Source organism: Streptomyces sp. NPDC033966, from assembly GCF_055575955.1.
The window spans coordinates 51,590-63,239 of record NZ_JBVIRQ010000020.1; the positions used below are offsets into that span (position 1 = coordinate 51,590).

Sequence of the window (11,650 nt, forward strand, 5' to 3'; positions counted from 1 at the left end):
CCCCCGGCTACTTCACCGCTGCCGCCGGTCGCGGCGCGGGGCGGGGGTGGCGGCGGGAGACCGCCACGCCCGCGAGGCAGATCGCTCCGCCCAGCAGGGTCAGCCAGGCCGGGACCTCGTCCAGCAGGGCCCAGGCGATGACGATCACCACGGCGGGCACCGCGTAGGTCGTGGCGCCCATCTTCCCGGCGGTGGTCTTGGAGAGGGCGTACGTCCAGGTGGTGAAGGCGAGGGCGGTCGGGAAGAGGCCCAGGTAGACCATGTTGAGGGTGGCGGACAGGGGTGCCTCGGGAAGCTGCTGGAGGAGCTGGCCGGCGAAGGGCAGGGTGCAGACGGTGCCGACGAAGCAGCCGTACGTGGTCACCTGGAGCGGATTCGCGTACCGCAGCGCGGGCTTCTGCGAGACCACCCCGGCGCCGTAGGCGAGCGCGGCCACCAGGCAGAGCAGCACACCGGTGAGGGACGAGGTGCCGCCCTTCGAGCTGGACATCCCCACGACGACCGCCCCCGCGAAGGAGACGCCCATCCCGACGAGCAGCATCGGCGGGAAGCCCTCCTTCAGCATCCACCCGCTGAGCAGGGCGATGACGATGGGCCCGATGTTGACCACCATGGCGGCGGTGCCGGCGTCGACCCCCTGCTCGCCCCAGTTCAGCGCCACCATGTACAGCCCGAACCACAGCACCCCGGAAGCCAGGATCCCGGGCCACGCCTGACGCGGCGGCAGCGGTGTCCGCTTGACCAGCAGTACGGCGCCCAGCGCGAGCGAGGCCGTCAGGAGCCGGCCCAGTGCGAGCGCTCCGGGGCCGAAGTGCTCCGCGGAGGCGCGGATGGAGACGAACGCGGAGGCCCACATCACGACGGTGACGGCGGCGGCCGCGAGGGCACGTTGATCGAGACTGGTTCGGGAGGCACCGGCCATTTGATCCATGCCGGCCAACGTACCGACGGGCGCTGACGCTGCCTAGGTCGTCTCGGGCGATCCGGCCAGGCCGCAAGCAGGGCGTCAAGGGGCCGTCAGCAGGCGCTCAGCGGCCTCTCAGCGGGCCGTCAGAACGGCACGCAGACGCTCCGCGTAGGCCCTGGGGTGGCTGGTGTTGCCGTTGTGCCCGCCCGGGAAGACCCGTATCTCCGAGCCCACCAGATCCGCCAGTGCGTGGGCGCACGCGACGTCGAAGACGGTGGACGGGGTGGTGGCTCCGACGGCCGGGAGGATGCGGGTCGTGGTCGCGGCCACGGCGGCCGGGTCGAGCGTGTCCTGGAGGATCGCCGAGAAGTCGTGCTCGATGAAGTAGGCGAAATTGGCGCGTCGCGTCTCGCTCATCGGCTGCGGGGTGAGGCCCGGCTCGTAGTCCTTGCCGCTGGTGTCTATGCCGAGCACCCGGGCGGCCTCCCGCGCCGCCGCGGACAGCCCCTCCTCCCGGTGGATGTGCTGGAGTTCGACGAGCTCCGCCTCGTGCCGCTCGCGGTCGGCGGCGTCCGGCAGCAGGCGGGGGGCGACCGGCTCGTGGGCGACGAGGGCGGAGAGCTGCCCCGGGTGCTCGGCGGCCAGGTGCAGTCCGATGACGGCGCCGAGGCTGCACCCGAGCATCAGGGCCGGCTCGTCGGTGACGGCGGCCAGCAGCCGGTGGACGTCCTCGGCGTGCTCGGCGAGCGAGGTGGTCCGGCCGGGCTGCTCCAGGCGGCTGCGGGACAGTCCCCGGCGGTCGTAGGTCAGGACGGTGAAGGTGTCGGTGAGGTGCGGGACCATGTCCACGGTGCGGTCCGCGTCGCCCTCGCCGCTCTGCGAGATGAGCAACAGGGGCCCGGATCCCTGGAGTTGGTAGTGGAGGGTGGCACCGGGAACGGCGAGAGCGGGCATGACGACTCTCCTTCGACTGCTTCGACTGTCGGCGCCGGACCCTTCGTCCGCCGCCCTGCAATCAAGGTATTCCATCGATCTCGATACATCAAGACCGATGGATCATTTTCGATGAATCAATCCTGATGTACCTTGGAGTGGTGGATGGCATCGAACTGTTCCTGCTGGGCCGCGCCCTGATGAAGCTCGGCGAGGAGGCCCTGCCCGAACCCCCCGGCGGGTCCGGGCAGTACGCGGGCGGCACCCGCTCCGTGGTGATCGTCGCCGGGGACATCGCGGCGCACCCGGACACGACCGTCGGCGAGACGGCGCAGCGCACGGGGCTGCCGCAGAGCCAGGTCTCGGGCGCCGTGGCCCGGCTGCGCGAGGCCGGCTCGGTCGAGACGGCCCCCGACCCCGCCGACCGCCGCCGGACCCTGGTGCGCCAGTCCCCCAAGGCCTCCGCGCGGGTGGCCGCCGTACGGGCCGCCGGCAGCTCCAAGGTCGAGGAGGCGCTCGCCCGGGCACTCGGCGAGGCCGGCGCCGAGCGGCTCCCCGAGGTGACGCAGGCCCTGGAGGTCCTCGCCCGGCACCTGGCGGTCCGCGGCAACGCGACGGCCTGAGCGGGACGGCCTGAAGCGGGACGGCCTGAAGCGGGACGGCTGAGGGGGACGGCCTGAAGCAGGACGACCTGAAGGGGGAGGCTGAGGGGGACGGCCTGAGCGGGACGGCCTGAGACGGCGTCAGCCCGCCGTGAATCCCGCCAGGTCCTCCGCCATCGCCCGCACCACGGCCGTGTGCTGTTCGGCCAGGTAGAAGTGCCCGCCGGGGAAGGCCCGGAAGCCGAACCCGCCCCCGGCCACCTCCCGCCAGCCCATCGCCTCCGCCACGCTCGCCCGCGGGTCGGACTCTCCGCAGAGCACGCTGACGGGAGTGCGCAACGGCGGTCCCGGCTCGTGCCGCCAGGTCTCGACCGCCCTGTAGTCGCTGCGCAGCGCCGGCAGGATCAGCGCCCTGAACTCCGGGTCGGCCAGCAGCGCGGGATCGGTCCCGGAGAGGGAGTGCACCCGGGCGAGGAGGGTGTCGTCGTCCCGCGCGTGGAGGAGTTCCTCCTCCCGCTCGATCAGCGGCGACCGCCGCCCGGAGACGATCAGGCCGCGCGGGATCTCGCCGGCCGCCTCCAGCCGCCGGGCCAGCTCGTAGGCGAGCACCGCGCCCATGCTGTGCCCGAACAGGACGAGGGGCCGGCCGCGCCACGGATCCAGCGCCCGCTCCACCCCGTCGGCCAGCCCGGCGATGGTGTCCGGGATCGGCTCCCCCAGCCGTTCCTGGCGGCCCGGGTACTGGACGGTGAGCACCTCGGCGTGCGCGGCCAGGTCGCGGGAGAGCGGGAAGTAGAAGGAGGCGCTGCCGCCCGCGTGCGGGAGGACGACGAGGACCGGCACGGGGCTCCCCGGCCGCATCGACGGCGGGTGGAACCGGCGGATCCAGGGGCTGCCCGGGCCGGCGCCGCTCACCGATCCGCCCCGGCCCCGCCGGACGGCCCGGCCCCGCCGGACGGCCCGGCCCCGCCGGACGGCCCGGAGCCGCCGGACGACCCGGCCCCGCCGGACGGCCCCGACTCCCCGGACCCGCCCGTCAGCAGGAGCTTCTTCTGCGGCTTCCCCATGGCGTTGCGCGGGATCGCGGGGACGAAGCGGACCTCGCGGGGGCGCTTGTGCACGGACAGGTGCGCGGCGACGAAGTCGGTGAGTTCGGGACCGGTGACCCCTTCGGCGACGACGAAGGCGACGATCCGCTGCCCGAGGTCCGCGTCCGGGACCCCCACGACGGCCGCCTCGGCCACCTTCGGGTGGTCCAGCAGGGCGTTCTCGATCTCGCCCGCGCCGATGCGGTAGCCGCCGGACTTGATCATGTCGATGGAGGCCCGGCCGACGATGCGGTGGACCCCGTCCTCCGGGTCGACGGCGGCGATGTCGCCCGTACGGAACCACCCGTCGTCCGTGTACGCGGCCGCGGTCGCCTCGGGGCGGCCCAGGTAGCCGGAGAACAGCGTGGGCCCGGTGAGCTGGAGTTCGCCGATCTCGGCGCCCGGCTCGGCGGCGATCCGGGTGCGGATGCCGGGGAGCGGCGTGCCGACGGTGCCGGGGCGGACCTCGCCGCCCGCGCGGCCGCTGACGGTGATCAGGGTCTCGGTCATCCCGTAGCGCTCGACGGGGCGGTGGCCGGTGAGGCGCTCCAGGTCCCGGAAGACGGGCGCGGGCAGGGCGGCGCTGCCGGAGACGAGGAGGCGGGCCCCGGACAGCGCGGCCGCGTGCTCCGGTTCGGCGGCGATGCGGGACCACACGGTCGGCACCCCGAAGTACAGGCTGCCCCCGGCGGCGGCGTACGCCTGCGGGGTCGGGCGGCCGGTGTGCACGAGGCGGCTTCCGGTGCGCAGGGCGCCGAGCACGCCGAGGACCAGGCCGTGCACGTGGAACAGCGGGAGCCCGTGCACCAGGGTGTCCTCGGCGCTCCACTGCCAGGCTCCGGCGAGCGCGTCGAGGTCGGCGGCGACGGCGCCGGCGGTCAGGACCACGCCCTTGGGCGGGCCGGTGGTGCCGGAGGTGTACAGCACCAGCGCCGGGTCCCGGGGGTCGCCGGCGCGGGACGGTGCCGCGGCCCGGCGGGCGAAGTCGACGGGGACCTCGACGGCACCGGAGTCGCGCAGGATGTGCTCCCGCTCGGCGGGGCCGGCGTCGGGGGGCAGCGGTACGAAGGGCACCCCGGCGAGGAGCCCGCCGACGGCCGCCGCGACGGTCTCCAGGGAGGCGGTCGCCGTCACGGCGAAGGCGGGGGCTCCGGCGACCTCGGCGGCCACGGCCCCCGCCGCTCCGAGCAGTTCCTCGTACGAGGCGGTACGGCCGGCGACGCGTACGGCGTCCGCGCGGTCGCCGTACGTCCCGTCAAGCGCGGTCAGCACGCGGCAACTCCCTGTCGATGGCGGACCCCCAGGCTACGCCGCCGCGCCGCAGGCCCGCCCGGGCGGGCTGCCCGTGCTCACTCCTCGGGGTTCTCGCGGCCCTTGGCCGCCGCGCGGGCCTCCCGGCGGGCGCGGCGGACCTCGAGGGTGAGGGAGAGCGACGATCCGATCAGAGTGAGGACGTCGGCGGCGACGGAGAGGAGGTCGGTCATGGTCGGGCCCTTCGGGTGCGGGCCGCGGGGTGCGGCCGGTGGGCAGACCTTGCGCGGCATTTGACTTGTCCGGACCCTCCGGGCGGAACATCGCAGATAGGTTGCGGATGAAAGGGCACTTGTCCCGGCCGGACCGGACAAACGCACGGCGCGCGCACCAGGGGGTACGTGGGTGGCGGAAACGAACAAGCGCAAGGGCCGCCCGTGGGGGCAGATCCGCCCGGAGAACCCGGCGGCCGGCAGACTCGCCGCGTTCCTGCGGGCACAGGTGGACGGTTCCGGCAAGACCCTGGCCGTGCTGGAGAAGGAGATCAGCTACTCCTCAACGCAGATCAGCTCGCTGCTCGGCGGGCGGATCCCGCCGCAGCGGTTCGTGACCTCTCTCATCGAGGCGACGGTCCCCGCGCCGTTGCGCGAACGCCGCCAGGGCGAGGCCGACGCCCTGTTGTACGAGGCGAAGCACCCGCCCCGCACCACGGCCCCCAGGGCGCCCGCCGCGACGGCCGGGCCGGGCGTGGTGGACCTGGCGGCCGTGCAGGCGCAGCAGATCGAGACCTACGACCGGCTCACCCGCGCCCTGGAGCAGCAGGCGGAGCTGCGCCAGACGGCCGACAACGCCGCGCGGCTGATCTGGATCCTGCTCGGCATGATCCACAAGCTGAACGACCGCGTCGGCGCACTCGGCCGGGAGCGCGACCAGGCCGTCGGCCGGGAGGTCCTGGAGGCCGCGCAGTCCAAGCTGGAGCGGGCCCGGTCGCAGCAGGCCAAGGCCGAGAACGAACTCGGACGGGCCGAGGAGAAGAAACAGCAGGCCGAAGCCCTTGCGGCGCGCCTGCAGGAGCAGATCACCGCGCTCACCGACGAGTTGGACCGGCTGCGCGGCCAGGGCGGCCCCGCCCCGGCGGACGACGTCCCCGGCCTCGCCCCGTTCACCGGGCCGGCCAGACCCGCGGACCCCGAGGGCAACGACATCGACACGGCCCTCGCCCGCGTGACGGCGGTCAACGACACCGACAGCGACACGGTCCACCGCATCGCCACCGAGCTCGGCGAACCCGTGCCCGTCATTGTCCCGGACAACCTCTCCACCAGCACGGACACCCCGAACAAGACGGCGGGGGAGCTCCGCGCCGAGGCCGAGACCGCTATGGACGCGGGCGACTTCCACGCGGCCGCCCGCCTCTACGCACTCCTCACCACGGCGTCGGCCGCCTTCCTCGGCCCCAACGACCCCGGGACCCTGTTCAGCCGCTACCACTACGCGTACTGCACCGCCGAGGCGGGCGACCCGGCCACGGCACGCGATCTGGTGGCCGCTCTCATCCCGGACGAAACCGACGTCCTGGGCCCCGACCACGCCGACACCCTCACCAGCCGCCACCAGCTCGCCTACTGGACGGGCGAAGCGGGCGACCCCGCAGAAGCACGCGACCTCTACGAGACACTGGTCCGCGACCGCGAGCGAGCTCTGGGTCCCGACGACCCCGACACCCTGGGCACGCGTCTCCAGCTCGCCTACTGGACCGCCAAAGCGGGCGACCCCGCCGCCGCCCACGAGCTGCTGGCGGTGCTCGCGCAAGACCGCGCGCGCGTCCTGGGGCCCGACCACCCCGACACCCTCGGTACCCGGTACCAGATCGCCTACGGCACCGGCGAGGCGGGCGACCCCGCCACAGCACGCGACTTGCTGGTCGTGCTCGTCGCCGACGAGACCCGCATCCTGGGCGCGGACCACCCCGACACCCTGGTCAGCCGCTACCAGCTGGCCGGCTTCACCGGCAAGGCGGGCGGACTCGAAGCGGCACGCGAGCTCTTCCGCACCCTCATCCGGGACGAGACCCGTGTCCTCGGTCCCGACCACCCCGACACCCTGATCAGCCGCAAGCAGCACGCCCGCTACACGGGCAAGGCGGGCTACCCCGCCACCACGCGCGACCTCTTCGGCGACCTGGTGCGGGACGAGACCCGCGTCCTCGGTCCCGACCACCCCGACACCCTGGCCAGCCGCTACCAGCACGCCCGCTACACCGGCGTGGCGGGCGACGCGCCCGCCGCACGCGACCTCTACCGCGCTCTCGCGGCGGACGTCGAGCGCGTCCACGGCCCCGGCCATCCCCGGGCCCTGGCCGTCGGGCGGCAGCTCACCGCCTGGACGGAGCGGGCCGGGGAGCCCGGTACCGAACCGGAATGAGCGGCAGGCCCGGGGCAGAGCGGGTCCGCGCCTCCTGGGAGGGGCGCGGACCCGGCGGCGGCGAGAGGCTAAATCACGCCCTGGACCAGCATCGCGTCCGCGACGCGTTCGAAGCCGGCGATGTTGGCGCCCGTGACGTAGTCGCCCGGGGCGTCGTAGCGGGCGGCCGTTTCGTGCGCGACCTCGTGGATCGAGCTCATGATGCCCGCCAGCTCCGACTCGACCCGGTCCCGGGTCCAGGCCGTGCGGCCCGCGTTCTGGGCCATCTCCAGGGCGCTGACCGCGACTCCGCCCGCGTTGGCGGCCTTGCCCGGGCCGAAGGCGACGCCCGCCGCCTGGAAGAGGTGGACCGCGTCGGGCGTGCTGGGCATGTTGGCGCCCTCCGAGACGGCCTTGACGCCGTTCCCGATGAGGGCGCGCGCGTCCTCGGCGCCCAGTTCGTTCTGGGTCGCGGAGGGGAAGGCGACGTCGGCCGGGACCTCCCAGACGCGTCCGCCGGGCACGAAGCGGGCCGAGGAGCCGCGCCGGGCGGCGTACTCGCTGACGCGGCCCCGCTCGACCTCCTTGATCTGGCGCAGGAGGGCGAGGTCGATGCCCTTGTCGTCGACCACGTAGCCCTGGGAGTCGGAGCAGGTCAGCGGGTTGGCACCGAGCTGCTGGAGCTTCTCGATGGTGTACAGGGCGACGTTCCCGGAGCCGGAGACCACGGCCGTCAGGCCGTCCAGGGACTCGCCCCGGACCTTGAGCATCTCGGCGGCGAACAGGACGCTGCCGTAGCCGGTGGCCTCGGGCCGGATCGCGGAGCCGCCCCAGCCCTGGCCCTTGCCGGTCAGGACGCCGGCCTCCCAGCGGTTGGTGATGCGCCGGTACTGGCCGAACAGGTAGCCGATCTCGCGGCCGCCGACGCCGATGTCCCCGGCCGGGACGTCGGTGTGCTCGCCGATGTGGCGGTGCAGCTCGGTCATGAAGGACTGGCAGAAGCGCATGACCTCGGCGTCGGAGCGGCCGTGCGGGTCGAAGTCGCTGCCGCCCTTGCCGCCGCCGATGCCCAGCCCGGTCAGCGCGTTCTTGAAGATCTGCTCGAAGCCGAGGAACTTCACCACGCCGATGTCCACGGAGGGGTGAAAGCGCAGCCCGCCCTTGTACGGGCCGAGCGCGCTGTTGAACTCCACCCGGTAGCCGCGGTTGACGTGGACGTGCCCGTGGTCGTCCGTCCACGGCACCCGGAAGATGATCTGCCGCTCCGGTTCCACGAGCCGCTCCACGAGCCCGGCCTCGGCGTACTCGGGGCGCGCCGCGAACACGGGAGCCAGGGTGTCCAGCACCTCCCGTACCGCCTGGTGGAACTCGGGCTGGGCGGGGTTGCGGCGTTCGATGTCGGACCGCAGTGCGTCCAGCCTGTGCTTCGGGTCGGTCACGATCTGATTCCTCTCCGGCGTCCTGGTGGGGGCGTGCGGGCCCAGCGGGAGGGTACCGCGCGCCGGAGGTGCTCCCGGAATAGGTCATCCGGCCTGCGCGACAGTGGTGTTGGGCCTGTGCAATGACACGGGAGATGGCCTGCGTACGACCGTAGTTTCAGCTGGGGACGGCTTGGATCAGGGTCGGAACGGCCTGGGATGGGCGAGAATCCGGCCATCGCGGTGCGGCATCGGACACCGCACCCACATACGCGGGGGGACCACGTGGAAACGGCACGGTTCGCGTCACTGATCGCTGCGACCATCACCATGGGCCTGGTGAGCGGCCTCTTCTACGGGTTCTCGGTGGCGGTGATGCCAGGACTGCGCGCCTCGTCCGACCGGACGGTGATCGAGACGATGCAGCGGATCAACGTGGCGATCCTCAACGGATGGTTCCTGCTCGGCTACATGGGCTCGCTGGTGTTCACCGCGCTGGCCCTGGGCCTGCACCTGCCGGGTGACGGGCACCACGCGCTGGTGCCGCTGGCCGGCGCGTTCGTCGCGTACGTCCTGGCGATGATCGTCACCGCCCGGGTGAACATCCCGCTCAACAACGCCCTGGAGAAGGCGGGCCCGGTGGAACGGATCGCCGATCCGGCCGCCGTGCGCCGCGCGTTCGAGGGGACCTGGGTCCGCGCGAACGTATGGCGCACGCTCCTGTGCACGGTGGCCTTCGGGCTGCTGGCCTGGGCGCTGGTCCTGCACGGACAGCACTCCTAGGCCGGCAGCCCCGGCAGCCCCGGCAGCCCGGCGGCGGCCGGCGCAGGGCTCAGCGGGGGGTGGCGCGGCCGTGCAGGAGGAGGGCGCGGGCGAGGGCGGTGAGGGCGGCGGTGCAGAGCAGGGTGCGCAGGACGTTCGTGGTGACCCAGGTGCCCTTGAACTTGTCCACCACCGCGAAGTCGGTCAGCTTCGCCGCGTCGCCCACGGCCGCGAGCTCGTTGTTCAGCGGGATGTTCACCGCGAAGGTGATCACCAGTACGACGAGGTAGGCGACGGCCGCCGCGGCCGCCCACACGGCGGTCCCGCGCCGGCCCTTGCGGTACTCGACGACGGCCGCCGCGGCGGTGGCGAGCAGCGCGAGGACGAAGGCGCTGCCGAAGAGGCCGTTGCCGTCGATGGCGGCGTTGAAGTTCTGCATCGCGGTGACGTAGGTGCGCTCGTCGCCGGCGGCCAGGCCCGGCATCACCGAGACGTCGAAGGCGAAGAACAGGCCCGCCATCAGACCGATGAGGACGGTGGAGAGACCGAGGAGGAGGCCGGCCACCCTGTCGGCCCCCGTACCTGCCGGGCCCTGCGTGCCGTGCGGGCCCTGCATGCCGTGCGTGCCGTGCGGGCCCTGCGTGCCGTGTGCCAGGTTGGTGCCGTGTTCCGGGTTCATGGATACGTCCTCGCCTGATGGCCGGTTACCGGCGGGCCCCACGCCCGCGGCGCAGTGATCGTGACACCCGGGCCGGTCTCGTACCAGCGATTTCGCCGAAACCACGGGAAGGGCCGGGGAGTTGCCCCGGCCCTTCCGAATGGCGGAATACCGACCACGAGGTCAGCCGTGGACGTGCAGCGGCTTCCCGGCGAGGGCGAGGTGGGCCTCGCCCAGGGCCTCGGTCTGGGTCGGGTGGGCGTGGATGAGGCTCGCCACCTCCGACGGGAGGGCCTGCCAGTTGAAGATGAGCTGGGCCTCGCCGATCTGCTCGCTGACGCGCGAGCCGATCATGTGGATGCCGATGACGGGGCCGTCGGCGACCTGGACGAGCTTCACGTCGCCCGCCGACTTCAGGATCTTGCTCTTGCCGGTGCTGCCGGCGTTGAACTTGCTGACGACGACCTTGTCCTCGCCGTAGACCTCCTTGGCCTTCGCCTCGCTGAGGCCGACGGAGGCGATCTCGGGCTCGCAGTAGGTGACCCGCGCGACGCCGTCGTAGTCGATCGGGCTCACGGGCAGGCCCGCGAGGCGCTCGGCGACGAGGATGCCCTCGGCGAAGCCGACGTGGGCCAGCTGGAGGGTCGGGATCAGGTCGCCGACGGCCGAGACGGTCGGCAGGTTGGTGCGCAGCAGCTCGTCGACGACGACGTGGCCGCGGTCGAGGGCGACGCCCGCCTCCTCGTAGCCGAGGCCGGCGGAGACCGGGCCGCGGCCGACGGCGACGAGCAGCAGTTCTGCCTCGATCTGCTTGCCGTTCTCCAGGGAGACCCGTACGCCCTTCTCGGTGTACTCGACTCCGGAGAAGCGGGAGCCCAGCTCGAACTTGATCTTCCGCTTGCGGAAGGCGCGCTCCAGGGACTTGGAGATGTCGACGTCCTCCGCGGGCACCAGGTGCGGCAGGCCCTCGACGACGGTGACGTCCACGCCGAAGGACTTCCAGGCCGAGGCGAACTCGACGCCGATGACGCCACCGCCGAGCACGACGGCCGACTCGGGGATCCGGTCGAGGAACAGCGCGTGGTCGGAGGAGACGACCCGGTTGCCGTCGATGGCCAGGCCGGGCAGCGAGCGCGGCTGGGACCCGGTGGCGAGGACGACGTGGCGGCCCTTGTAGCGGACGCCGCCGGCCTCGACCTCGGTCGGGGAGACGAGGCGGCCCTCGCCCTCCACCAGGGTGAGGTTCTTGCGCGTCTTCAGCATGCCCTGGAGGCCCTTGTAGAGGCCGGCGATCACGCCGTCCTTGTACTCGTGCACCCCGGCTATGTCCACGCCCTCGAAGGTGGACTTCACTCCGTAGGACTCGCTGCGGCGCAGCTCGTCGGCGACCTCGCCGGCGTGCAGCAGCGCCTTGGTCGGGATACAGCCGTTGTGCAGGCAGGTGCCGCCCAGCTTGCCCTTCTCGATCAGGACGACGTCCAGGCCGAGCTGGGTCGCGCGCAGGGCACAGGAGTAGCCCCCGCTGCCACCACCGAGGATGACCACGTCGTACACACCGTCGGCGGAATTCTCCATTGCAGATGACCTTTCGTCTTCCATGGCGTTACCAGCCCTACCGGCATGCTCTC

General features: G+C 73.0%; 11 protein-coding genes. 3 read left to right on the top strand and 8 right to left on the bottom strand.

Annotated elements, in window-relative coordinates:
* Positions 1 to 7: 7 nt before the first annotated feature.
* The gene (locus ACZ518_RS35890) at positions 8 to 922 is read right to left on the bottom strand and encodes a DMT family transporter (protein WP_469117270.1); all 915 of its coding nucleotides are present in this window, start codon (positions 920 to 922) and stop codon (positions 8 to 10) included.
* Between the two features lie 117 nt (positions 923 to 1,039).
* Entirely contained in the window at positions 1,040 to 1,861 is an 822-nt protein-coding gene (locus tag ACZ518_RS35895) for an alpha/beta fold hydrolase (RefSeq protein WP_469117232.1), read from the bottom strand.
* Positions 1,862 to 2,040: 179 nt separating this feature from the next.
* Between ACZ518_RS35895 and ACZ518_RS35900 the strand changes: the two genes are divergently transcribed.
* A complete protein-coding gene (locus tag ACZ518_RS35900; RefSeq protein ID WP_469117271.1) occupies positions 2,041 to 2,463 on the top strand; it encodes a MarR family transcriptional regulator in 423 nt (140 codons plus the stop codon).
* A gap of 120 nt (positions 2,464 to 2,583) precedes the next feature.
* Here ACZ518_RS35900 and ACZ518_RS35905 read toward each other — a convergent pair whose 3' ends face one another.
* The 3 genes from ACZ518_RS35905 to ACZ518_RS35915 form a co-directional block, all read right to left on the bottom strand.
* A complete protein-coding gene (locus ACZ518_RS35905) occupies positions 2,584 to 3,357 on the bottom strand; it encodes a thioesterase II family protein (protein ID WP_469117233.1) in 774 nt (257 codons plus the stop codon).
* Entirely contained in the window at positions 3,354 to 4,802 is a 1,449-nt protein-coding gene (locus ACZ518_RS35910) for an AMP-binding protein (RefSeq protein WP_469117234.1), read from the bottom strand. The genes ACZ518_RS35905 and ACZ518_RS35910 overlap by 4 nt, the downstream gene beginning before the upstream one ends.
* A gap of 77 nt (positions 4,803 to 4,879) precedes the next feature.
* Complete coding sequence (locus tag ACZ518_RS35915; RefSeq protein ID WP_469117235.1) at positions 4,880 to 5,014, bottom strand: hypothetical protein; 135 nt, start codon at positions 5,012 to 5,014, stop codon at positions 4,880 to 4,882.
* Positions 5,015 to 5,186: 172 nt separating this feature from the next.
* Here ACZ518_RS35915 and ACZ518_RS35920 point away from each other — a divergent pair, with 172 nt between their 5' ends.
* On the top strand, positions 5,187 to 7,205 hold the full coding sequence (locus ACZ518_RS35920) for a tetratricopeptide repeat protein (protein WP_469117236.1): 2,019 nt from the start codon (positions 5,187 to 5,189) through the stop codon (positions 7,203 to 7,205).
* 68 nt (positions 7,206 to 7,273) lie between these two features.
* On the opposite strand, the gene gdhA is transcribed toward ACZ518_RS35920, so the two are convergent.
* Positions 7,274 to 8,623 (bottom strand): NADP-specific glutamate dehydrogenase, encoded by a 1,350-nt coding sequence (gene gdhA / locus ACZ518_RS35925; RefSeq protein ID WP_469117237.1) that lies wholly within the window; start codon positions 8,621 to 8,623, stop codon positions 7,274 to 7,276.
* A gap of 264 nt (positions 8,624 to 8,887) precedes the next feature.
* Here gdhA and ACZ518_RS35930 point away from each other — a divergent pair, with 264 nt between their 5' ends.
* A complete protein-coding gene (locus tag ACZ518_RS35930) occupies positions 8,888 to 9,385 on the top strand; it encodes an anthrone oxygenase family protein (RefSeq protein WP_469117238.1) in 498 nt (165 codons plus the stop codon).
* A gap of 49 nt (positions 9,386 to 9,434) precedes the next feature.
* Here ACZ518_RS35930 and ACZ518_RS35935 read toward each other — a convergent pair whose 3' ends face one another.
* Together ACZ518_RS35935 and lpdA are read right to left on the bottom strand one after the other, a co-directional pair.
* Complete coding sequence (locus ACZ518_RS35935) at positions 9,435 to 10,043, bottom strand: anthrone oxygenase family protein (RefSeq protein WP_469117239.1); 609 nt, start codon at positions 10,041 to 10,043, stop codon at positions 9,435 to 9,437.
* Positions 10,044 to 10,205: 162 nt separating this feature from the next.
* Positions 10,206 to 11,597, bottom strand: a complete 1,392-nt coding sequence (gene lpdA / locus ACZ518_RS35940; protein WP_469117240.1) for a dihydrolipoyl dehydrogenase — start codon at positions 11,595 to 11,597, stop codon at positions 10,206 to 10,208.
* Positions 11,598 to 11,650 lie beyond the last annotated feature (53 nt).